This is a genomic window from Amycolatopsis thermalba (assembly GCF_023376025.1).
Taxonomy (GTDB): Bacteria; Actinomycetota; Actinomycetes; order Mycobacteriales; family Pseudonocardiaceae; genus Amycolatopsis_E; species Amycolatopsis_E thermalba.
On sequence record NZ_CP091196.1, the window covers coordinates 980,539 to 1,003,385 of the forward strand.

The following is a 22,847-nucleotide window of genomic DNA, read 5'->3' on the forward strand; positions in this document are numbered from 1 at the left end:
GTCCGCGCTCGATGTCAACCAACCGGGGGAAAAATCTGCTGCGCGACCGCTGTCCGGTCGATTTTGCCCGGCCCGCGCAGTGGGAGTGTGGTAACGAATTCGACCCGTTTCGGCACGGCCGCGGCACCCGCGGACGCCCGCACCGCCGCCCGCAGCTCGTCCACGCTCGGCGCCGCCCCCTCGGCCACGACCGCGGCCGCCACGACCTGGCCCCACTCGGCGTCCGGCAGCCCGACGACACAGGTTTCCCGCACCCCGGGCAGGGCCGTGATCAGGCGTTCCACCGCAGCCGCGGACACCTTGACCCCGCCGGTGTTGATCACGTCGTCGAGGCGGCCGAGGACCTCCAGGCGCCCGTCGCGCAGCTGCCCGCGGTCCCCGGTGCGGAACCAGCGCCCGTCGAACGCGTCGGCGGTGAGGTCGGGCCGCAGCCGGTAGCCGTGGGTCAGGACCGGCCCGGCGATGAGGATCCGCCCGTCGCCGGCGATCCGCACGTCGACCCCGTCAAGCGGGACGCCGTCGTAGACGCAGCCGCTCGCGGTCTCGCTCATCCCGTACGACGGGACGATCCGCACCCCGGCCTCGGCGGCGCGGGCGCGCAGGGCCGGGGTGGTCGCGGCGGCGCCGAGGATGATCGCATCGAACGCCTTGGCCGCGTCCAGGCCGGGGCCGCCGGCGTCGAGCAGGCGGGTCAGCTGGGTCGGCACCATGGCGGTGTAGCGCGGCCCGTCCCCCGCGAGCACCGGCCGCGCGGCCTCGGCGAAACGCTCCGCGCGGAACGGCCCGGGCGGCAGCACGGCGAACGGCTGCCCGGCGAGCATGGACCGGACCAGCACCTGCAGGCCGCCGATGTAGTTCGCCGGGGTCGCGAGCAGCCAGCGCCCCGGACCGCCCAGCCGCCGGTGCGTCGCCTCCGCGGAGGCCCGCAGCGCCCCGGCGGACAGCAGCACGCCCTTCGGTTCGCCGGTGGACCCGGAGGTCGCGATGATCACCGCGGTGCCCGGCTCCACCGGCTCGTCCGGCCGCATAGCCGCCAGCAACCCGGCGGCCTTGGGGTCGCTGCCGTCCAGCGGCAGCACCGCTTCGCCCCCGTCGAGCGCCGCGGCCACGGCCCCGGCCAGCTCGTCGACCGACTCCGGACCCCGCAGCCAGACCTCACGCACGGCGACCTCAGTAGTAGTAGGGGAACGCCGACCAGTCGGGGTCCCGCTTCTCCAGGAACGCGTCCCGGCCCTCGACCGCCTCGTCCTGCATGTAGGCCAGACGGGTGGTTTCGCCGGCGAAGACCTGCTGTCCGACCAGCCCGTCGTCGATCAGGTTGAACGCGTACTTCAGCATCCGCTGCGCCGTCGGCGACTTGCCGAGGACCTCCCAGCCCCACCGCAGCGCCTCGGCCTCCAGCTCGGCGTGCGGCACGACCGCGTTGACCGCGCCCATCCGGTGCATCTGCTCGGCGTCGTACTCCCGGCCGAGGAAGAAGATCTCCCGCGCGAACTTCTGCCCCACCTCGCGCGCCAGGTAGGCCGACCCGAACCCGCCGTCGAACGACCCCACGTCCGCGTCGGTCTGCTTGAACCGCGCGTGCTCGGCCGAGGCGAGGGTGAGATCGCACACCACGTGCAGCGAGTGCCCACCACCGGCGGCCCAGCCCGGCACGACCGCGATCACCACCTTCGGCATGAACCTGATCAGCCGCTGGACCTCGAGGATGTGCAGGCGGCCGGCCCGCGCGGGGTCGACCGTGTCGGAGGTCTCGCCACTCGCGTACTGATAGCCGGACCGACCGCGAATACGCTGGTCACCACCGGAACAGAACGCCCACCCACCGTCCTTCGGCGAGGGACCGTTCCCCGTCAGGAGGACGCAGCCGACATCTGAGCTCATCCGCGCGTGGTCGAGAGCGCGGTACAGCTCGTCGACGGTGTGCGGGCGGAAGGCGTTGCGAACCTCGGGGCGGTCGAACGCGACGCGCACGACGCGTTTGCCGGAGCGGGCCTCGACGGAACGGTGATAGGTGATGTCGGTGAAACCGAAACCCTCGATTTCGGTCCAGGCGGACGGGTCGAACAGCTCGGAAACCTGGGCGTCATGCACGTTTGGGAGAATAGGCCGTGTGACTGTGGTGACGGGTGACACGCCGGGCGGTGCCCGGTGAATCCGTCGACCGCGCAGGCCAAGGTCATCGTGGACGAACTCGTCCGCAACACCGTCTCCCACGTGGTGCTCTGCCCGGGCTCGCGCAACGCGCCGCTGTCGCTGGCGCTGCACGCCGCGGCCGCCGCGGGACGCCTCCAGCTGCACGTCCGCATCGACGAGCGGGGCGCCGGTTTCCTCGCGCTCGGCATCGCGGCGCGCACCGGGCGCCCGGTCGCCGTGGTGTGCACCAGCGGCACCGCGGCGGCGAACTTCCACCCCGCGGTCCTGGAGGCCGACCGGGCCGGGGTGCCGCTGATCGTGCTGACCGCCGACCGCCCGCCGGAGCTGCGGGCCGCGGGCGCGAACCAGGTCATCGAGCAGCAGCGGCTCTACGGCGGCGCGGTCCGCTACTTCGACGAGCTGGCCGTCGCCGAGCGGCGCGGTGGCCAGAACGCGTACTGGCGCAGCCAGATCTGCCGGGCCTGGAACGCGGCCTACGGCGAGTGGCGCTGCGGCCCGGTGCACCTGAACGTCCCGTTCCGCGAGCCGCTGGTGCCCGACGGCGACGACGAGTGGTACGAGTCGCTGGAGGGCCGCCCCGGCGGGGAGCGCTGGACCGAGCTGCCGGACTTCGGCGCGTTGCCGTCGTTCGTGGTGCCCTCGGCCCGGTGCGGCCTGGTCATCGCGTGCGACAGCGGGGTGCGGGCCGCCGGGGAGTGGGGTGAGCAGCACGGCTGGCCGGTGATCTCGGAGACCGGCGGCCTCGGGCTGCTCGGGTCGTCGGCGATCTCGTCCGGCGTGTGGCTGCTCGGCGCGGAGGAGTTCATCCGACGGCACAAGCCGGAGCAGGTGCTGTGCCTCGGCAGGCCGACGGTGTTCCGGCAGATCCAGCAGCTGCTGTCGGACTCCGACGTCGAGGTGCTGCTGGTGCGCCCGGACTCGGACTGGCCCGCGCCCGCGCACAACGTGCGGCAGGTCGGGCAGTGGTTCGACTCGCCGACCAAGCCGGCCGATCCGGACTGGCTGGCCGCGTGGCAGCGGGCCGATGCGCTGGCGAACGAGGCCGTCGGCCGGGCGTTGCGGCGCGAGCAGTGGCCGAGCGGGCTGCGGCTGGCGTCCGAGCTGGTGGACGCCCTGCCGCCGGACGCGCTGCTGGTGGTCGGCTCGTCGAACCCGGCGCGGGACGTGGCGCTGGCCGGCCGGATGCGGCCGGACATCCTGGTGCACCGCAACCGCGGGGTGGCGGGCATCGACGGCACGGTGTCGACGGCGATCGGCGCGGCGTCGGTGCACCGCGGGCACTCCTACGCGCTGCTCGGCGACCTGACGTTCCTGCACGACGTCAACGGCCTGCTGGCCGGTCCGGCGGACACCCGGCCGGACCTGACGATCGTGGTCCTCAACGACGACGGCGGCGGGATCTTCTCGCTGCTGGAACAGGGCGCGCCCGAGCACCGGGACGCGTTCGAGCACGTGTTCGGCACCCCGCACGGCGCGGACCTGTCGGCGCTGTGCGCGGGGTTCGGCATCCCGCACGTGCGCGCCGGCACGATCGAGGAGTTCCGCGAGGCCCTGCGCCCGGCGCCCGGCCTGCGGGTGGTCGAGGTGCAGGTGGACCGCACCCGCCACCGCGACTTGCACGCGCGCATCCGCGGCGCGGTGTCGACAGCGCTGGCCTGAGCCCGCGTGCCGGAGCTGGCCGAAGCGCCCACCTCGGCGCCCCGGAGCGCGGAACTCGCCGTCCGGAGCGTGGGACTCGCCGTCCGGAGCGTGGGACTCGCCGTCGGGAGCGTGGGACTCGCCGCTCTCAGTTAGCGGGAACCTTCTTTCGGCCGTGTCCGGTGGGAAGTTTTCCCGCTAGCGTCCGGCTCATGCGTCTGCGAACTCGCGCCGGCCTGGGGGCCGTGACCACCGGAATCGCGATCGTGCTCCTCGCGTCGACCGCCACCGCCGCGCCCGCTCCCGGAGCTCCCGGCGCCGGGGACCCCTACTACCCCTACGCCGGCAACGGCGGCTACGACGTCGCGCACTACGACATCCGCCTCACCTACCAGCCGGCCACCGACCAGCTCTCCGGCACCACGACGATCCTGGCGACCACCACGCAGGAGCTGTCCAGCTTCGACCTGGACTTCGGGCTCCGGGTCCGCGAGATCCGGGTCGGCAACCGGCCGGCCGCCTTCCGGACCGTCCGGGACGGTGAACTGGAGGTCACCCCGGCCAAGCCGCTGGCGAAGAACCAGCCGGTCACGATCGTCGTCACCTACGCCGACACGCCGTCGAAGGTCGTCATCGACGGCTACACCGCCTGGAAGAAGACCCCGGACGGCGCGCTCGCGGTCGACGAGCCGCAGAACTCCCAGTGGTGGTACCCGGCCAGCGACCACCCCACCGACAAGGCGACCTACGACGTCTCGGTCGAGGTGCCCGACGACGTCGCCGCCCTGTCCAACGGCACCCTCGTCCGCACCACCAAGCAGCGGGCCGGCTGGACGCGCTGGAACTGGCGCAGCACCCAGCCGCAGAACACCTACGCGACCACCCTGGAAGTCGGGAGGTTCGAGCTCAACCAGGGCACCACGCCGAGCGGGCAGCCGTTCGTCACCGCCTACGACCCGGCCACCGGCGACTCGCTTGGCGCCGCGAAGGCCAGCGTCGAGCGCACCCCGGAGATCGTCGAGTTCCTGGCGAGCCAGTTCGGCGAGTACCCGTTCGAGGCCCAGGGCGGCGTCGTCAGCACCGGCCTGACCTTCGCGCTGGAGGCCCAGACCCGCCCCGTCTACAGCACCAAGTTCTTCGTTGCCGGCGCCAACACGTCGGTCGTCGCGCACGAGAACGCCCACCAGTGGTTCGGTGACTCGGTCTCGCTGGGCCGCTGGAGCGACATCTGGCTCAACGAGGGCTTCGCCAGCTACGCCGAGTACCTGTGGTCGGAGCACCAGGGCGAGGGCACCGCGGCCGAGCTCGCCCAGTACGTCTACGACTCCTACCCGGCCGACGACCCGTTCTGGCAGGTCCTGCCCGGCGGCCCGGGCGCGGCCAACCAGTTCGACGACGCCGTCTACGACCGCGGCGCGCTGGCTGTCCAGGCTCTGCGCACGGCCGTCGGCGACGACGCGTTCTTCACGATCCTGCGCACCTGGACCGCCCGGCACCGGGGCGACGACGCCCGCATCAGCGATTTCGTCGCGCTGGCCGAGCAGGTCTCCGGCAAGCCGCTGCGGCAGCTGTTCCAGACCTGGCTGTTCACCGCGGGCAAGCCGGCCACCGGCCCGAACGGCACGACCACCCTGCGCGCTGCCGCCGAGCCGAAGTCGTACCCGGCCATCCAGCGGACCCACCGGCTGCTGGCGGCCGGGGACAGCCGTTAACCCGCACCTTCTATGCTCGGACGAGTGACGGCGAGAACTCTGTGGTGGCTGAAGGTCGGCCGTCGCTGCGTGCTCGCCGTCGCCGCCGTGATCACCGTGCTGTGCGTGGGGCTGCTGCTCGCCGCGATCCGCAACGACCAGGCGATCACCGGCAACCTGGGCACGGCGACGGCCGAGGTCGACGCGGTGACCTGGGACCGCACGATCATCCGGTTCGAGACGCCGGACGGCATCGTGCACATTCCGTCCAACGGCGTGCTCTACCCGAGCGGGCTGGTGGCGGGCGACCTGGTGCGCATCGAGTACGACGCGACCGACCCGGACCTGGCCCGGGTCGCCGGCCGCACCGCGACCCTGACGCTGCTGCCGCTGGGCACCACGATCCTGGTCACCTGGGCGGCCGCCGTGGCGGTGGCGTGGCTGATCCGCCAGCGCCTGCGCCGCGCGGTGCCGGCCCAACCGGAGGTCGCCGCCGTGGACGACGACACCCCGGTCAAGTCCGGCTGACTCAGAAGTTCTGGCGCGGCGGCTGGATCTGCTGCTGCGGGTAGCCCGCGGGCGGCATGGCCTGCTGCTGCGGGAACGCGGCCTGCGCCGGCGCCTGCGGCTGCATGGCCTGGACCTGCTGCGCCTCCTCCTTGGTCAGCTTGTTGGTCATGCCGCAGAAGGTGCACACCGTGAAGTACTTCGAGCTGATCGGGAACAGCGGGATGAAGAACAGCGTGAACTTCGTGACGGCGCGGCGCAGCGCGTGGGCGCTGGGGTTCTGGCAGTTCCCGCACAGGTAGGTCGCGGTGGCCAGCTCCTGGACGCTCTTGCGCCAGCCGTAGATCAGCATGTCGTGTTCTCCCGGGTCCGTGATCTCGTCCGGACTAGGACGCGCGGATCTCCCGTTCGGTTTCCTGCCACCACGACAGGACTTCCTCGGCGACGCTGGGCGCGGCGACGAGCAGGCCGTCGGTGGGCAGCGGGCTGTCCGAGCCGCGCCGGTCGAGCACCACGGCGCCGGCCTCGATGGCCAGCGCGACCGAGCCGGCGACGTCCCATTCGTGGTAGCTGTGCAGCACCGCGGCGATGGCGTGCCCGAGCGCGACCTGCGCGATCGACAACGCGGCCGAGCCGAGCACCCGCACCCCGGCGCGTGCCTCGGCGGCGCGTTCGATGAACGACCCCATGCCCGGCCAGGGCCCCTTGCGGGCCAGTTCGGTGCACACGATCGACCCGGCGATGCGGTCCCGGTCGACCAGCCGGACCGGCTTGCCGTTGGCGCGCGTGCCGCGGCCGCGGGCGGCGGCGTAGATCTGGGCGCGGTAGGGGTCGGCGACCACGCCGACGACCGGCCCGGACGCGTCGACCAGCGCGAGGCTGTAGGCGCACCAGGGCACCCCGGCGACGTAGTTGGCGGTGCCGTCGACCGGGTCGACCACCCAGCGGTAGGCCGCCGAGTCCGCGCCGGTGTCGGCGCCGAACTCGCCACCGACGACCGGGATGCCGGGGAACTCCGCGGTCAGCACGCGGCGGGTGTGCCGCTCCAGGATGCGATCGGTGTCGGTGACCCAGTCGAACGGCGAGTCCGCGATGTCGGGGTGGGCGCCCCGGCCCGCGGTCGCGGTGATCACGTCGGTGGCGTCGTTGGCCAGCCGCCCGGCGACCTCGAGCGCTCGCGACAGCAAGCCCGGTTCGACCGGGTGGGGTGGGCGGGCGGAGAGGAGGGTCACGCCAGCCGAGTGTGGCGGCACCAAGTGTCCGGGACGCGACACCCAGGTGAAGCGGAGAAAGCTTCGTGAAGTTCGGGCACCGTTGGTTCCCTCGTCACGCGGGCTTTTCCGCCCGAACCGGACCGGCTGCCACGGTGGCATCGTGCGCGTCGCCATCGTCACCGAAAGCTTCCTTCCGCAGGTGAACGGCGTGACCAACTCCGTGCTGCGGGTCATCGAGCACCTCACCGGCACCGGCCACGACGTGATGGTGGTCGCGCCCGGCCTCACCGGGCCCACGCACTACCGGGGCGCGCCGGTGGTGCGGATCCCCGCGCTGGACCTGCCGGTGGTCAACTCGCTGCCGATCGGCCTGCCCACCCGTACGGTGCTGACCGCGCTCACCGCGTTCGGGCCGGACGTGGTGCACCTGGCCTCGCCGTTCGTGGTCGGCGCGCGTGGGCTGGCCGCGGCCCGGCGCCTGCGGGTGCCCGCGATCGCGGTGTTCCAGACCGACATCGCCGGGTTCGCCACCGCGTACGGGCTCGGCCTGGGCGCGCGGGCGGCGTGGCGGTGGGTGCGGCGGCTGCACTCGAAGGCCGACCGGACGCTGGCGCCGTCCACCCAGTCCGTGGACGACCTGCGCGCGCACGGCGTGCCCCGCGTGCACCGCTGGGGCCGGGGCGTGGACGTCGAGCGCTTCTCGCCCGCGCACGCCGACGCGGAGCTGCGCGCCCGGCTCGCGCCCGACGGCGAGCTGCTGGTGGGGTTCGTCGGGCGGCTGGCGCCGGAGAAGGAGGTCGGCAGGCTCGCCGCGCTGGCCGGCGTGGACGGCGTGCGGCTGGTGGTCGTCGGCGACGGGCCGGACCGCGAGGAGCTGGCCGAACGCCTGCCCGGCGCCGCTTTCCTCGGCGCCCGCTACGGCGAGGAGCTGTCCGCGGCCTACGCGAGCCTCGACGTGTTCGTCCACACCGGACCGCACGAGACGTTCTGCCAGGCGGTGCAGGAGGCGATGGCCTCCGGGCTGCCGGTGCTGGCGCCGGACGCGGGCGGTCCGCGCGACCTGGTCCTGCCCGGCCGCACCGGCTACCTGCTGCCGCCGGACCCGGCCGGGTTCGCCGAGGAACTGGTGCGGCGCGTGCGTGACCTGCGTGACCCGGCGCTGCGCGAGCGGCTGGGAACCAAGGCCCGCAAGGTTGTGCTGGGCCGGACCTGGCCGGCGGTGTGCGCGGAGCTGGTGCGGCACTACGAGGTGGTCACCGGCCGCGTCGCGCGAGCCGCCTGATGCCATGCACATCGTCCAGCTGGCGAACTTCTACGGGCCGCGCTCCGGTGGTCTGCGCACCGCGCTGCACCACCTGGGCGCCGGGTACGTGGCGAGTGGTCACCGCGTGACGCTGGTCGTGCCGGGACCCCGGCACGCCGAGGAGCAGCTGTCCACGGGCGTGCGCCGGATCAGCCTGCCCGCGCCGAAGATCCCCGGCACCGGCGGATACCGAGCGGTCGACCCGTACCGGGTGCGCGCGTTGCTGTCGGCGCTGCGCCCGGACCGGTTGGAGGTGTCGGACCGGCTGACCCTGCGCGGGATGGGGGTGTGGGCGCACCGGCACGACGTGCCCAGCGTGGTGATCTCGCACGAGCGGCTGGACCGGCTGCTGGAGCAGTTCCTCGTGCCCGGACCGCTGGCCCGCCGGGTCGCCGACGCCGCCAACCGGCGGATGGCGGGCAACTACGACACGGTCGTCTGCACCACGTCGTTCGCGCGCGAGGAGTTCGACCGGATCGGCGTCGCCAACGTCCGGCAGGTCCCGCTGGGCGTCGATCTGGCCGCCTTCCAGCCGCGGTACCACGACGCCGGGCTGCGTGCCGAGCTGGCCTCCGGCGCCGACGCGTTGCTTGTCCACTGTGGACGGCTGTCGCCGGAGAAGCACGTCGAGCGCAGTGTGGACACCGTCGCCGAGCTGACCGAGTCCGGCGACCGGGTGCGGCTGGTGATCGCCGGGGACGGGCCGCGGCGGCGGGCGCTGGAGCGGCGGGCGCGCGGGCTGCCGGTCACGTTCCTCGGGTTCGTGTCCGACCGGACCGCGGTGGCGCGGCTGCTGGCCAGCGCGGACGTCTCGCTCGCCCCCGGCCCGCACGAGACGTTCGGGCTCGCGGCACTGGAGGCGCTGGCGTCGGGGACGCCGGTGGTGGTGTCGCGGTCCTCGGCGCTGCGGGAGATCGTCCGGCCCGGCTGCGGGGCCGCGGTGCCGGACGTGCCGCGGGCCTTCGCGAGCGCCGTGACCGGCCTGCTGGAGCACCCGGAGGACCTGCGACGTGCGGCTTCCCGCGCCCGGGCGGAGGAGTTCGCCTGGCCCGCGAGCGTGCGCGGCATGTTATCTGCTTTACGCTCCTGACATGTCACGTGCGAGCCTCGACAAAGATCCGCACGAGGTCGCCGCCATGTTCGACGGCGTCTCGGAGGGCTACGACCGGGCGAACTCGGTCATGACGTTCGGGTTCGACCGCCGATGGCGCACGACGACGTCCCGCGTCCTGGACGCCAGCCGCGGGGAGAAGGTGCTCGACCTCGCCGCCGGCACCGGGGTGTCCACCGCCGAGTACGCGCGCGGCGGCGCGTGGTGCCTGGCCGCGGACTTCTCGCTCGGCATGCTCCGCAGCGGCAAGCACCGCCGCGTCCCGATGGTCGCCGCCGACGCGCTGCACCTGCCCTTCGCCGACGGCAGCTTCGACGCCGCGACGATCAGCTTCGGCATCCGCAACTTCGTCGACACGAAGGCCGCGCTCGAAGAGATCGCGCGCGTGGTCAAGCCGGGCGGGCGGCTGGTCATCTGCGAGGTGTCGACGCCCACGTTCCCGCCGATCCGGTTCGTCTACAAGCGGTTCATCCTGCGGGCCATGACCCTGCTCGGCCGGTTCTCCTCGACCAACCCCGAGGCCTACTCCTACCTGGCCGAATCCATGGCCGCCTGGCACGACCAGCGCACCCTGGCGCAGATCATCGCGAGCGCGGGCTGGACGAAGGTGGAGTGGCTGAACCTGACGTTCGGCGTCGTCGCGATCCATCGTGCCGTGAAGCCTTCCGTAAACTCCGAGGCATGACCCAGGACGCTCAGGTAATCGTCGTCGGCGCGGGCCCGGCCGGATCCACCGTCGCGACGTACCTGGCGCGCGCCGGGATCGACGTCCTGGTGCTGGAGAAGACCGAGTTCCCGCGCGAGAAGGTGTGCGGCGACGGCCTCACCCCGCGCGGCGTCAAGCAGCTCATCGACCTGGGCATCGACACCAGCCGGGAGGCCGGCTGGGTGCACAGCCGCGGCCTGCGGATCCTCACCGCGGAGCTGACGCTGGAGCTGGACTGGCCGGAGCTGACCAGCTACCCGCCCTACGGCGTCTCGCGCACCCGCCAGGACTTCGACGACCTGCTGGCCAAGACCGCGGTCAAGGCCGGCGCCCGGCTGCTGGAGCGGACCACCGTGACCGGCGCGATCACCGACGAGCGCACCGGGCGCGTCATCGGCGTGGAGGGCAAGCAGGGGCCCGAGAAGACCCCGGTCCGCTACCACGCGCCGCTGGTGCTGGCGTGTGACGGCGTGTCCGCGCGGCTGGCCCGGTCGATCGGCATCGAGACCGACGAGAAGCGCCCGATGGGTGTCGCCGTGCGCCGGTACTACCGGAGCCCGCGGCACGACGATGAGTTCATCGAGGGCCACCTGGAGCTGTGGGACCGCAAGGACCCGCGCAACCCGCAGCTGCTGCCCGGCTACGGCTGGGCGTTCCCGCTCGGCGACGGCACGGTGAACGTCGGGCTGGGGATGCTGTCCACGTCGAAGTCGTTCCGGAACACGGACTACCGCGCGCTGATGCGGCAGTGGCTCGACTCGACGCCGGAGGAGTGGGGCTACCGCGAGGAGAACGCGATCGGCCGGATCGGCGGCGCCGGCCTGCCGATGGGCTTCAACCGCACCCCGCACTACCGCGACGGTTTGTTGCTGCTCGGCGACGCGGGCGGCATGGTGAGCCCGTTCAACGGCGAGGGCATCTCGGCGGCGATGGAGTCGGCGCAGCTCGCGGCGGAGTTCGTGGTGCAGGCGCTGGCCCGGCCCGAGGGTTCGTCGCGGGAGCGCGCGCTGCGGGGGTACCCGCTCGCGCTGAAGGAGCTGATGGGCGGCTACTACCGGCTGGGCAACGTCTTCGCGAAGGCGATCGGCAACCCGAAGGTCATGCGCGCGGCGACCAAGTACGGCCTGCGGATCAACCCGCTGATCCCGCTGATCTACAAGGGCCTGTCCGGCTGCTACGACGCCAAGGGCGGCGACGCGGTGGACCGGATGATCTCCCTGGCCGCGCGGTTGACGCCCAGCGCCTGAGACCCCACCGCGGGCCAGCGGTGTGCGCCTCCGTGAGGCCGGCGCCCCGCCCCGGCGATAGTCCCGAGTGCAGAACTCGCGCCCCGGAACGTGGGACTCGCGCCCCGGAACGTGGGACTCGCGGCGCGCGCGAGTTCCACGCTCCTGCGGGCGAGTCCCACGTTCGCGCGGGCGAGTCCTGCGCTCCTGCGCGCGAGTCCCGCGTTCGCGCGCGAGTGCGTGCCGCGGCGCGTCGGATGACCTCCGTCACATGTCCGGACGCGTGATCTGACTCGCAACCGGGCCTGGTTGCGCCCGCTCACCGTGGGTTACGTCACACGTCTTTCGCGTTGCGTGATCGGGAAGATCCTTTTCGTGCAGGTCTCGGGCTTATGGCCGCCCACCAGGGCATCCTTTGGTTAGGTTCGCCTTACCCGAAACACCCCGCGACAACAATGTGAGCCACGTCCTACACTGCCCCTATGCTTTGTGAACCGCTTCACAACCCCGCACGGGAGATTGTGAACAGTTTCACAAGCGGCACGTTCGCAACGGCGCGGAAAGGACGGCAATCACCGTGCTGATGTCGCAGTTCCCCCTCGCGCAGGCGGCCTCGTCCCCGGGGCTGGAGATGTACCTGCCGCTGGTCCTGTTGTTCGTCCTCGCCGCGGGGTTCGCGGTGTTCTCCGTGCTGCTCGGCCCGCTGGTGGGCCCGCGCCGGTACAACCGGGCGAAGCAGATGGCCTACGAGTGCGGGATCGAACCGTCCCCGCAGCCGCTGGTGGGCGGCGGCCGCATGCCGGTCGCCTACTACATCACCGCGATGCTGTTCATCCTGTTCGACATCGAAATGGTCTTCCTCTACCCGTTCGCCGTCTCGGCGGACGCGCTCGGCCTGTTCGGCCTGGTGGAGATCGTCTTGTTCATCGCGACCGTCGGCTTCGCCTACGCCTACGTCTGGCGTCGCGGCGGGCTCGACTGGAACTAGGGGAGGGACGTCATGGGACTCGAAGAGCAGCTCCCCAACGGCATCCTGCTGGCCAGCCTGGAGAAGCTGGTCAACTGGGCGCGCAAGAACTCGCTGTGGCCGGCCACCTTCGGGCTCGCCTGCTGCGCGATCGAGATGATGACCGTCGGCGGCTCCCGCTACGACATCGCCCGCTTCGGCATGGAGCGCTTCTCCGCGACCCCGCGCCAGGCCGACCTGATGATCGTCGCCGGGCGGGTCACCCAGAAGATGGCCCCGGTCCTGCGTCAGATCTACGACCAGATGGCCGAGCCGAAGTGGGTGCTCGCGATGGGCGTCTGCGCCTCCTCCGGCGGCATGTTCAACAACTACGCCGTCGTGCAGGGCGTGGACCACATCGTGCCGGTCGACATGTACCTGCCGGGCTGCCCGCCCCGCCCGGAGATGCTGCTCGACGCGATCCTCAAGCTGCACGCCAAGATCCAGGACGAGCCGCTCGGGCCGCGTCGCGCCGCGGCACTGGCCGGGCACCAGACCGAGCTGATCCCGTCGTCGATCAAGTACGCGAAGAAGTGATGCGGCATGGCTGAAGAGAACCCCGAGACCGGCGGCGAACAGTCCAGCGCCCAGCGTCAGGACACCGGCCTGGAGCCGAGTGGCCCGCGCCCGGCGCAACCGATCGTCGCCGGCCGCGAGCGCCGCGGCATGTTCGGCGTCTCCGACAGCGGCGACACCTCCGGCTACGGCGGGCTGCGGCTGCCGGCTTACCTGCCGGCACCGGCGGAACGGCCCTACGGCGGCTGGTTCGACGAGTTCGCCGACCAGTTCTTCGCCGCGCTGGCCGAGAACGACGTGCCGGCCGAGGCGGTGCACCAGGTGACCGTCGACCGCGGCGAGATCACCCTCTACGTCGACCGCGCGCACCTCGTCGCGATGTGCCGCATCCTGCGCGACGACGCCGGGCTGCGGTTCGAGCTGTGCAGCTCGGTGTCCGGTGTGGACTACGGGCCGGACGTGCCGCAGCGGCTGCACTCGGTGTACCACCTGACGTCGATGACCTACCGCCGGCGCATCCGGCTGGAGGTCGCCGTCGACATCGAGGACGCGCACATCCCGTCCATCGTGGCGGTCTACCCGACCGCCGACTGGCAGGAACGCGAGGCGTGGGACCTGTTCGGCATCGTCTACGACGGCCACCCGGCCCTGACCCGGATCCTGATGCCGGACGACTGGGACGGTCACCCGCAGCGCAAGGACTACCCGCTCGGCGGGATCCCGGTGGAGTACAAGGGCGCGGAGATCCCGCCCCCCGATCAGCGGAGGTCGTACTCGTGACGACGGAACGACTCTCGGACGTCAGCACCGGCACGGACACCTCGGACCCGGGCCGCGACAGCGCGGACAGCACCGCCGAGTACGCCGAATCCCGGGACACCACCGAAGGCCGCATCTACCACGTCAGCGGCGGTGACTGGGACGACGTGCTGGAGGACGCCCAGCACGACGAGCGGATCGTCATCAACATGGGCCCGCAGCACCCGTCCACGCACGGCGTGCTCCGGCTCGTGCTGGAGCTGGAGGGCGAGACGGTCACCCAGCTGCGGTCGGTCATCGGCTACCTGCACACCGGCATCGAGAAGAACTGCGAGTACCGGACCTGGACCCAGGGCGTCACGTTCGTGACGCGCATGGACTACCTGTCCCCGCTGTTCAACGAGCTGGGCTACTGCCTGGGCGTGGAGAAGCTGCTCGGCATCCAGGCCCCGCGCCGGGCCGAGCTGATCCGCGTCATGCTCTGCGAGATCAACCGCATCGGCTCGCACCTGGTCTACATCGCCACCGGCGGCATGGAGCTGGGCGCCACCACCGCGATGACCTTCGGGTTCCGCGAGCGCGAAGAGGTGCTGCACCTGCTGGAGTACCTGACCGGGCTGCGCATGAACCACGCGTTCATCCGCCCCGGCGGGATCGCGCAGGACCTGCCGGCCGACTGGAAGGAGAAGGTCGGCGAGTTCGTCAAGGTGATGGACGAGCGCCTTCCCCTGTACGACAAGCTGTTCACCGGCCAGCCGATCTGGCGCAACCGGCTCAAGGGCGTCGGGTACCTGCCGGTGGACGCGTGCCTCGCGCTCGGCGTCACCGGCCCGGTGCTGCGGTCCGCGGGCCTGCCGTGGGACCTGCGCAAGATCCAGCCGTACTCGCGCTACGACGAGTTCGAGTTCGACGTGCCGACCTCGACCGAGGCCGACTGCTGGGGCCGGTACCTGTGCCGGGTCGAGGAGATGCACCAGTCGCTGCGGATCATCCGGCAGTGCCTGAAGATGATCGAGCCGGGCCCGGTCATGGTGGAGGACAAGAAGGTCGCCTGGCCCGCGCAGCTGTCGATCTCCAGCGACGGCATGGGCAACTCGCTGGAGCACGTCCGCAAGATCATGGGCCAGTCGATGGAGTCGCTGATCCACCACTTCAAGCTGGTCACCGAGGGCTTCAAGGTGCCGCCCGGCCAGGTGTACTCCACGGTCGAGTCGCCGCGCGGCGAGCTGGGCTTCCACCTCGTCTCCGACGGCGGCACCCGGCCGATGCGCGTGCACGTCCGGGAACCGAGTTTCGTCAACCTGCAGTCCCTGCCGGCGATGTCAGAGGGCGGCCTGGTGGCCGACGTGATCGCGGCGGTCGCGTCGGTGGACCCGGTCATGGGCGGAGTGGATCGATGACCACAGCTAAGGAAACGTTCGACGCGGACACCGTGGCCAAGGCGCAGGAGCTGATGGCCCGCTACCCGCAGTCCCGGTCGGCGCTGCTGCCGATGCTGCACCTGGTGCAGTCGGTGCAGGGGTTCGTCAGCCAGGAGGGCGTGACGTTCTGCGCGGAGCAGCTCGGGCTGTCCGAGGCCGAGGTCAGCGCGGTCGTCACGTTCTACACGATGTACAAGCGCAAGCCGTGCGGCGAGCACCTGGTGAGCGTGTGCACGAACACGCTGTGCGCCGCGCTCGGTGGCGACGCGATCTACCGCACGCTGCAGGAACACCTGGGCGAGGACGGGAAACCGCTGGGGCACGAGGAAACCGCGGGCACGCCCGGTGAGCCGGGCTCGATCACGCTGGAGCACGCCGAGTGCCTGGCGGCCTGCGACCTCGCGCCGGTGTTGCAGGTCAACTACGAGTACTACGACAAGCAGACGCCGGACAGCGCGGTGGAACTGGTCGACGCGTTGCGGCGCGGCGAGAAGCCGCAACCGTCGCGGGGCGCGCCGCTGGGCGACTTCAAGAGCGCCGAGTTGCAGCTGGCCGGGTTCTTCCCGGAGGACGAAGAGACCTACCGGGCGCAGGTGGACGGACCGTCCCAGGCGCCGGAGACCCTGATGGGTGCGCGGATCGCCCAGGAGCGGGGCTGGACCGCCCCGGTCATGGCGGACGACGTGCCGTTGCCGGAGGTGGAAAAGAAATGAGCGACCCGCTGACGCCGGTACTCACCAAGCGCTGGCTGTCTCCCAACTCCTGGCGACTGTCCACCTACGAACAGCTGGAGGGCTACACCGCGCTGCGCAAGGCGTTACGTGGCACGCCCGAGCAGCTGGTGCAGCTGGTCAAGGACTCCGGTCTGCGCGGCCGCGGCGGTGCGGGCTTCCCCGCCGGCGTGAAGTGGTCGTTCATGCCGCCCAACGAGGACAAGCCGCACTATCTCGTGATCAACGCCGACGAGGGCGAGCCGGGGACCTGCAAGGACATCCCGCTGATGATGGCCGACCCGCACTCGCTGATCGAAGGCTGCATCATCGCCGCCTACGCGATGCGGTCGCACCACTGCTTCATCTACGTGCGCGGCGAGGCGCTGCACCCGTACCGGCGGCTCAACGCGGCCGTGCGCGAGGCCTACCGCGCCGGGTACCTGGGCCGCGACATCCTCGGGTCCGGGTTCGACCTGGACATCACCGTGCACGCCGGGGCGGGCGCGTACATCTGCGGTGAGGAGACCGCGCTGCTCGACTCGCTGGAGGGCCGCCGCGGCCAGCCGCGGCTCAAGCCGCCGTTCCCCGCGGCCGCCGGTCTCTACGCGGCGCCGACCACGGTGAACAACGTCGAGACCATCGCGAGCGTTCCGTTCATCGTCAACGGCGGCGCCGACTGGTTCCGCAAGATGGGCCGGGAGAAGTCGCCGGGCCCGAAGATCTACTCGATCTCCGGGCACGTCGAGAAGCCGGGCCAGTACGAGGCGCCGCTCGGCACGACCCTGCGCGAGCTGCTGGAACTGTGCGGCGGCATGAAGGACGGCATCCCGCTCAAGTTCTGGACGCCGGGCGGGTCGTCCACGCCGATGTTCACCGCCGAGCACCTGGACATCCCGCTCGACTTCGAGGGCGCCGCGGAGGCCGGGTCGATGCTCGGCACCACCGCGGTGCAGGTGTTCAACGAGACCGTGTCGGTCCCGTGGGCCGTGATGAAGTGGACGAAGTTCTACGAGCACGAGTCGTGCGGCAAGTGCACGCCGTGCCGCGAGGGCACGTACTGGCTGGCGCAGATCCTGGAGCGGATGGTCGAGGGGCGGGGCACCGCCGAGGACATCGACACGCTGCTGGACGTCTGCGACAACATCCTGGGCCGGTCGTTCTGCGCCCTCGGTGACGGCGCGGTCAGCCCGATCACCAGCGGGATCAAGTACTTCCGCGACGAATTCCTCGCCCTGTGCGAGAGCAACAAGCGCGAGTTGGTGGGAGCACAGGCATGACGATCGCGCCAGAGAACCCCAAGACCGAGACGCCGGTGCCCGAGGGGCACGTGAAGCTGACCATCGACGGCGAGGAGGTCATCGCGCCCAAGGGTGAGCTGCTGATCCGCACCGCGGAGCGGCTCGGCACGGTGATCCCGCGGTTCTGCGACCACCCGCTGCTCGACCCGGCCGGGGCCTGCCGCCAGTGCCTGGTCGAGGTCGAGATGGGCGGGCGGCCGATGCCGAAACCGCAGGCGTCGTGCACGATGACCGTCGCCGACGGGATGGTCGTCAAGACGCAGCTGACCTCGCCGGTCGCGGACAAGGCCCAGCAGGGCGTGATGGAGCTGCTGCTCATCAACCACCCGCTGGACTGCCCGGTGTGCGACAAGGGCGGCGAGTGCCCGCTGCAGAACCAGGCGATGGCCCACGGCCGCGCCGACTCGCGGTTCCGCGACACCAAGCGCACCTTCCCGAAGCCGCTGCCGATCTCGACGCAGGTGCTGCTCGACCGCGAGCGGTGCGTGCTGTGCCAGCGGTGCACGCGGTTCTCCGCGCAGATCGCCGGCGACCCGTTCATCGACCTGCTGGAGCGTGGCGCGCACCAGCAGATCGGCACGGCGGAGACCGCGGACGTGTTCGACCTCGCCTCGCGCACGTCGTCGGGCGCGCCGTTCCAGTCGTACTTCTCCGGCAACACCATCCAGATCTGCCCGGTCGGGGCGCTGACCAGCGCGCAGTACCGGTTCCGGTCGCGGCCGTTCGACCTGGTGTCCGCGCCGAGCGTGTGCGAGCACTGCTCGTCCGGCTGCGCCGAACGCACCGACTACCGGCGCGGCAAGGTGATGCGCAAGCTCGCCGCCAACGACCCCGAGGTCAACGAGGAGTGGATCTGCGACAAGGGCCGCTTCGCGTTCCGGTACGCCACGGCGGCCGACCGGATCCGGCGGCCGCTGGTGCGCGACGCCTCCGGTGAGCTGCGGGAAGCGCCGTGGACGGAGGCGCTGCGCGTCGCCGCCGAGGGACTGGCGAAGGCGCGGGACAGCCGCGGCGCCGCGGTGCTCGCGGGTGGCCGGCTGACCCTGGAGGACGCCTACTCCTACGCGAAGTTCGCGCGGGTCGCGTTGCGCACCAACGACATCGACTTCCGGGCGCGGGCGCACTCGCCGGAGGAGCTGGACTTCCTCGCCGCCGAGGTGGCGGGCACGACGCCGGAGCACGGCGTGACGTTCGGGGCGATCGAGAACGCGCCGACGGTGCTGTGCGTGGCGTTCGAGCCCGAGGAGGAGGCGCCGATCGTCTTCCTCCGGCTGCGCAAGGCCGCCCGCAAGAAGCGCACCCGCGTGGTCCACTTGGGACAGTGGACGACGCCGTCGGTGCGCAAGACGTCCGGCGAGCTGCTGGCCTGCGTGCCCGGGTCGGAGGCCGCCGCGCTGGACGGCATCCCGGAGCACGCGCCGGACGTCGAGTCGGCGCTGGGCGCCGACGGCGCGGTCGTACTGGTCGGGGAGCGGGCGGCCGAGGTGCCGGGCCTGTTCGCCGCGGTGCGGCGGCTGGCCGCGCGGACCGGCGCGAAGGTCGCCTGGATCCCGCGCCGGGCCGGTGAGCGCGGCGCGCTGGAGGCCGGCGCCGCACCGTCGCTGCTGCCCGGCGGCCGCCCGGTCACCGACGACGCGGCACGGGCCGAGGTCGAGGCGGTGTGGGGCGCCCCGGTGCCGGCCGAGCCGGGGCGCGACACGAACGACATCATCGGCGCGCTGGCCGGCGGGTACCTGTCCGGCGTGGTCGTCGGCGGGGTCGACCTGGACGACCTGCCGGACCCGGAGCTGGCGCGGCGGGCGCTGTCGCGGGCGGAGTTCGTGGTGAGCCTGGAGATGCGGGCGAGCACGGTGACCGAGCACGCGGACGTGGTCCTGCCGATCGCGCCGGTGGTCGAGAAGTCCGGCAGCTTCGTGAACTGGGAGGGCCGGCGCCGCGTGTTCGACGCGACGCTCGAAGGCACCGGCGCCCTGCCGGACTGCCGGGTGCTGGACACGCTCGCCGTCGAGATGGACGCCGACCTGTTCACGCAGACCCCGGCGGCCGCGTACGCCGACTTCGCCCGGCTGGGCTCGTCGGGCGCCGCGCACGGCAAGTTCTGGGAGTCCGGAGCCGCGCGTGCCGCCGCCGAGGTCGGGCCGGGACAGGCGCGGCTGGCGAGCTGGCGGCAGCTGCTGGACGAGGGCTCGCTGCAGGTGGACGAGCCGCACCTGGCGGGCACCGCGCGGCGCGTGGTGGCGCGGGTGTCGGCGAAGACCGCGGCCGAGCTCGGTGACGAGGTCACGGTCTCCACCGAGCGGGGTGCGATCACGCTGCCGGTCGAGGTCGCCGACCTGCCCGACGACGTCGTGTGGCTGCCGGGCAACTCCGACGGCTCGCGGCTGCGGAAGACACTCGGCGCCGGGCACGGGGCGGTCGTCAACATCGAGGGAGTGCGGCGATGACACCGTTGCTGCTGCAGGCGCCGGATCAGATGACCCGTGCCGAGCTGCTCGCGGACGACCCGTGGTGGCTGATCCTGCTCAAGACGGTCGTGGTCCTGCTGATCGGGCCGCTCCTGACGATCTTCCTCATCGTGTGGGAGCGCAAGGCGATCGGCCGGATGCAGAACCGGCCCGGTCCGAACCGCGTCGGCCCCGGCGGCTACTTCCAGTCGCTGGCGGACGCGATCAAGCTGCCGTTCAAGGAGCAGATCATCCCGGACGGCGCCGACCGGAAGGTGTACTTCCTGGCGCCGGTGCTGTCCGCGGTGCCCGCGTTGATCGCGCTGGCCGCGATCCCGTTCGGGCCGCGGGTGTCGATCTTCGGTGAGCAGACCGTGCTGCAGCTGGTCGACCTGCCGGTCGGGGTGCTGCTGATCCTGGCCTGCTCGTCGGTGGGCGTGTACGGGATCGTGCTGGCCGGGTGGTCGTCCGGGTCGCCGTACCCGCTGCTCGGCGGGCTGCGGTCGGCGGCGCAGGTGATCTCGTACGAGATCGCGATGGGCCTGTCGATCGTCGGCGTGGTGCTGTACTCGCAGTCGATGGCGACCGGTGCGATCGTCGACGCGCAGGCCCGCGGCTGGTACTTCTACCTGCTGCTGCCGAGTTTCGTGATCTACCTGATCTCGATGGTGGGTGAGACGAACCGGGCGCCGTTCGACCTGCCGGAGGCGGAGTCGGAGCTGGTCGGCGGGTTCCACACCGAGTACTCGTCGATGAAGTTCGCGATGTTCTTCCTCGCCGAGTACGTGAACATGGTGATCGTCTCGGCGTTCGCGACGACGCTGTTCCTGGGCGGCTGGATGTTCCCGTTCGTCGGGCTGGATTCGCCGCTGAACCAGGGGTGGCTGCCGCTGATCTGGTTCACGGTGAAGCTGTTCGCGTTGCTGTTCGGGTTCATCTGGCTGCGGGGGACGCTGCCGCGGTTCCGCTACGACCAGTTCATGCAGCTGGGCTGGAAGGTCCTGGTGCCGGCGAACCTGGTGTGGATCGTGATCATCGCGTCGATCCGGGCGATCCGGAACAACGGCGGGCTGTCGACGGGCCAGATCCTGATCGGCGGGGCGATCGTGGTGGTGGTCGCGGTGGCGATCGCGCTGCTGGTGCCCGAGAAGAAGCAGACCGGCGACGGTTCGGTGCCGGTGACCGGTGGCGGCTTCCCGTTGCCACCGCTGGATTTGCGTGTGCCCGAGGTGCCCGAGCGGGGCGCCGGGAAGCGCCGGCGCCGGGTGGCGGGTCGTACTTCGGAGCCTGCCCAGGTGGGCGCCGGGAAGGAGGGTTCCGATGGGACTGTTTGACCCCATCAAGGGTTTCGGCGTCACGTTCGGCACGATGTTCAAGAAGGTGGCGACGGAGGAGTACCCGGAGATCGGCGCCCCGGCCGCGCCGCGCTACCACGGGCGGCACCAGCTCAACCGGCACCCGGACGGGCTGGAGAAGTGCGTCGGCTGCGAGTTGTGCGCGTGGGCGTGCCCGGCGGACGCGATCTTCGTCGAGGGCGGCGACAACACCGAGGACGCCCGGTACTCGCCCGGCGAGCGGTACGGCAAGGACTACCAGATCAACTACCTGAGGTGCATCGGCTGCGGCCTGTGCGTCGAGGCGTGCCCCACCCGCTCCCTGACGATGATCAACTTCTACGAGATGGCGGACGACGACCGCCAGAAGCTGATCTGGACCAAGGAGGACCTGCTGGCGCCGCTCCTGCCGGGCATGGAGCAACCCCCACACCCCATGCGCCTGGGCGACGACGAGCAGGACTACTACGTGCACGGCCCCGAGTTGGCCCGCGGCAGAGGCGTCCCACCGGGCGAAACGGTAGAAACCTCCCGCGAGGAGGCAATCCAATGACCCCCCCGGCGTTGCCGGTCTCCGGTGACCAGTTGCCGCACCCGACCCCACCGGGTCGCGCCGACGGTCTCCACCGGGTGGTGGCGGTCAGGACGACATCCTCATCCGCAAGCCTCGGCCAGTGGCCGGGGGCCGTTCGAGGGGAGGTGCGGTGATGGTGCTGGCACAGGCCGCCGAGGTGGTCTCCACCGGGGAGGCCATCGCGTTCTGGATTCTCGGTCCGGTGGCCCTTCTGGGCGCCCTCGGGCTCATCTTCGCGCGCAATGCGGTTCACTCGGCGCTCTTCCTGGCCCTCACGATGTTCTCGCTGGGCATCCTCTACATGGTCCAGCGGGCGCCGTTCCTCGGGTTCACCCAGATCATCGTCTACACCGGCGCGATCATGATGCTGTTCCTGTTCGTGCTGATGCTCGTGGGCCGCGAGAGTTCCGACTCCGTCGTCGAGGTGCTGCGGGGGCAGCGCCTGTGGGGCGGCATCCTCGGCGTCGGCATCGCCGGGTTGATGGCCACCGCGCTCACCCGGGCACTCGCCAACGTCACCCCGGCGCCCGCGCCGGACGGCAACGCCGGTGGCCTCGGCCGCCTCATCTTCACCGACTACCTGTTCCCCTTCGAGCTCACCTCGGCGCTGCTGATCACCGCGGCGCTGGGAGCCATGGTGCTCGCCTTCACCGAGAAGCGCGGCCGCCGCTCGCAGAAGGAACTCGTCGAGGCCCGGTTCCGCGGCGAGTACGAACGCATTTCGCCCAAGCCGGGGCCCGGTGTGTTCGCCACCTCCCACTCGGTCACGACCCCCGCGATCCTGCCCGACGGCTCGGTCGCGCCCGAGTCGCTGTCCACGATCATCGAGTCCACGCCCACGGCCCGCCTCGAAGCCGAGCGCAAGCAGGTCGAGGGCACCGAACCGCAGCCCGACGCCCACGCGCTGGTCGGGAAGGGTGACGAGGAATGACCCCCACCTACTACCTGCTGCTCTCGGCCCTGCTGTTCGCCATCGGCGCGGTCGGCGTGCTGGTGCGGCGCAACGCCATCGTCGTGTTCATGTGCATCGAGCTGATGCTCAACGCCGTGAACCTCTCCCTGGTCACGTTCTCCCGCATCAACGGCGGGCTCGACGGCCAGGTGATGGCGTTCTTCGTGATGGTCGTCGCCGCCGCCGAGGTCGTCGTCGGGCTGGCGGTCATCATGGCCATCTTCCGGACCCGCCGGTCGGCCTCGGTCGACGACACCAACCTGCTCAAGTACTAGGA

22 protein-coding genes are annotated in these 22,847 nt (G+C 71.6%); 18 read left to right on the top strand and 4 right to left on the bottom strand.

Going from position 1 to position 22,847, the window contains the following annotated elements; all coding sequences use genetic code 11:
- Positions 1–14: 14 nt before the first annotated feature.
- Together menE and L1857_RS04960 are read right to left on the bottom strand one after the other, a co-directional pair.
- A complete protein-coding gene (menE, locus tag L1857_RS04955) occupies positions 15–1,163 on the bottom strand; it encodes an o-succinylbenzoate--CoA ligase (RefSeq protein ID WP_249464544.1) in 1,149 nt (382 codons plus the stop codon).
- A 7-nt stretch (positions 1,164–1,170) separates the two neighbouring features.
- Positions 1,171–2,094, bottom strand: a complete 924-nt coding sequence (locus L1857_RS04960; RefSeq protein ID WP_116111635.1) for a 1,4-dihydroxy-2-naphthoyl-CoA synthase — start codon at positions 2,092–2,094, stop codon at positions 1,171–1,173.
- 57 nt (positions 2,095–2,151) lie between these two features.
- On the opposite strand from L1857_RS04960, the gene menD reads away from it, so the two are divergent.
- The 3 genes from menD to L1857_RS04975 all read left to right on the top strand — a co-directional run bounded on the left by menD (position 2,152) and on the right by L1857_RS04975 (position 6,014).
- Positions 2,152–3,816 carry a 2-succinyl-5-enolpyruvyl-6-hydroxy-3-cyclohexene-1-carboxylic-acid synthase gene (gene menD, locus L1857_RS04965; protein WP_249464548.1) on the top strand — a complete coding sequence of 555 codons (1,665 nt, stop codon included), beginning with the start codon at positions 2,152–2,154 and terminating at the stop codon, positions 3,814–3,816.
- A gap of 191 nt (positions 3,817–4,007) precedes the next feature.
- On the top strand, positions 4,008–5,507 hold the full coding sequence (locus L1857_RS04970; RefSeq protein WP_205413312.1) for a M1 family metallopeptidase: 1,500 nt from the start codon (positions 4,008–4,010) through the stop codon (positions 5,505–5,507).
- Positions 5,508–5,519: 12 nt separating this feature from the next.
- Positions 5,520–6,014: a DUF3592 domain-containing protein gene (locus L1857_RS04975; protein ID WP_198958125.1), complete on the top strand. Its 495-nt coding sequence runs from the start codon at positions 5,520–5,522 to the stop codon at positions 6,012–6,014.
- A gap of 1 nt (position 6,015) precedes the next feature.
- On the opposite strand, the gene L1857_RS04980 is transcribed toward L1857_RS04975, so the two are convergent.
- Together L1857_RS04980 and L1857_RS04985 are read right to left on the bottom strand one after the other, a co-directional pair.
- Positions 6,016–6,345 carry a zinc-ribbon domain-containing protein gene (locus L1857_RS04980; RefSeq protein WP_116111639.1) on the bottom strand — a complete coding sequence of 110 codons (330 nt, stop codon included), beginning with the start codon at positions 6,343–6,345 and terminating at the stop codon, positions 6,016–6,018.
- Between the two features lie 34 nt (positions 6,346–6,379).
- Positions 6,380–7,225 carry an inositol monophosphatase family protein gene (locus L1857_RS04985; RefSeq protein ID WP_094003756.1) on the bottom strand — a complete coding sequence of 282 codons (846 nt, stop codon included), beginning with the start codon at positions 7,223–7,225 and terminating at the stop codon, positions 6,380–6,382.
- A gap of 142 nt (positions 7,226–7,367) precedes the next feature.
- Here L1857_RS04985 and L1857_RS04990 point away from each other — a divergent pair, with 142 nt between their 5' ends.
- From L1857_RS04990 to nuoK, 15 genes are all read left to right on the top strand, one after another.
- A complete protein-coding gene (locus L1857_RS04990) occupies positions 7,368–8,489 on the top strand; it encodes a glycosyltransferase family 4 protein (protein ID WP_198958126.1) in 1,122 nt (373 codons plus the stop codon).
- A gap of 4 nt (positions 8,490–8,493) precedes the next feature.
- On the top strand, positions 8,494–9,600 hold the full coding sequence (locus L1857_RS04995; RefSeq protein WP_116114562.1) for a glycosyltransferase: 1,107 nt from the start codon (positions 8,494–8,496) through the stop codon (positions 9,598–9,600).
- 1 nt (position 9,601) lies between these two features.
- Positions 9,602–10,306: a demethylmenaquinone methyltransferase gene (locus tag L1857_RS05000; RefSeq protein WP_249464551.1), complete on the top strand. Its 705-nt coding sequence runs from the start codon at positions 9,602–9,604 to the stop codon at positions 10,304–10,306.
- Entirely contained in the window at positions 10,303–11,574 is a 1,272-nt protein-coding gene (locus L1857_RS05005; protein ID WP_116114566.1) for a geranylgeranyl reductase family protein, read from the top strand. The genes L1857_RS05000 and L1857_RS05005 overlap by 4 nt, the downstream gene beginning before the upstream one ends.
- Before the next feature lie 562 nt (positions 11,575–12,136).
- On the top strand, positions 12,137–12,541 hold the full coding sequence (locus tag L1857_RS05010; protein ID WP_094003816.1) for an NADH-quinone oxidoreductase subunit A: 405 nt from the start codon (positions 12,137–12,139) through the stop codon (positions 12,539–12,541).
- 12 nt (positions 12,542–12,553) lie between these two features.
- Positions 12,554–13,096: a NuoB/complex I 20 kDa subunit family protein gene (locus L1857_RS05015; RefSeq protein WP_020417415.1), complete on the top strand. Its 543-nt coding sequence runs from the start codon at positions 12,554–12,556 to the stop codon at positions 13,094–13,096.
- Positions 13,097–13,102: 6 nt separating this feature from the next.
- Positions 13,103–13,855, top strand: a complete 753-nt coding sequence (locus L1857_RS05020; RefSeq protein ID WP_116114568.1) for an NADH-quinone oxidoreductase subunit C — start codon at positions 13,103–13,105, stop codon at positions 13,853–13,855.
- Complete coding sequence (locus tag L1857_RS05025; protein WP_094003761.1) at positions 13,852–15,234, top strand: NADH-quinone oxidoreductase subunit D; 1,383 nt, start codon at positions 13,852–13,854, stop codon at positions 15,232–15,234. Before L1857_RS05020 ends, L1857_RS05025 begins: the two co-directional genes overlap by 4 nt.
- Positions 15,231–15,968, top strand: a complete 738-nt coding sequence (gene nuoE, locus L1857_RS05030) for an NADH-quinone oxidoreductase subunit NuoE (protein ID WP_094003762.1) — start codon at positions 15,231–15,233, stop codon at positions 15,966–15,968. Before L1857_RS05025 ends, nuoE begins: the two co-directional genes overlap by 4 nt.
- On the top strand, positions 15,965–17,245 hold the full coding sequence (gene nuoF / locus L1857_RS05035; protein WP_094003763.1) for an NADH-quinone oxidoreductase subunit NuoF: 1,281 nt from the start codon (positions 15,965–15,967) through the stop codon (positions 17,243–17,245). Before nuoE ends, nuoF begins: the two co-directional genes overlap by 4 nt.
- Positions 17,242–19,710, top strand: a complete 2,469-nt coding sequence (locus tag L1857_RS05040; RefSeq protein ID WP_116114570.1) for an NADH-quinone oxidoreductase subunit G — start codon at positions 17,242–17,244, stop codon at positions 19,708–19,710. Before nuoF ends, L1857_RS05040 begins: the two co-directional genes overlap by 4 nt.
- Positions 19,707–21,044, top strand: coding sequence for an NADH-quinone oxidoreductase subunit NuoH (nuoH, locus tag L1857_RS05045; protein ID WP_116114572.1), 1,338 nt, complete (start codon positions 19,707–19,709; stop codon positions 21,042–21,044). Before L1857_RS05040 ends, nuoH begins: the two co-directional genes overlap by 4 nt.
- Entirely contained in the window at positions 21,031–21,597 is a 567-nt protein-coding gene (gene nuoI, locus L1857_RS05050; protein WP_094003766.1) for an NADH-quinone oxidoreductase subunit NuoI, read from the top strand. The genes nuoH and nuoI overlap by 14 nt, the downstream gene beginning before the upstream one ends.
- A 154-nt stretch (positions 21,598–21,751) precedes the next feature.
- Positions 21,752–22,549, top strand: coding sequence for an NADH-quinone oxidoreductase subunit J (locus tag L1857_RS05055; protein ID WP_094003767.1), 798 nt, complete (start codon positions 21,752–21,754; stop codon positions 22,547–22,549).
- Positions 22,546–22,845: an NADH-quinone oxidoreductase subunit NuoK gene (gene nuoK, locus L1857_RS05060; RefSeq protein ID WP_116114574.1), complete on the top strand. Its 300-nt coding sequence runs from the start codon at positions 22,546–22,548 to the stop codon at positions 22,843–22,845. Before L1857_RS05055 ends, nuoK begins: the two co-directional genes overlap by 4 nt.
- Positions 22,846–22,847 lie beyond the last annotated feature (2 nt).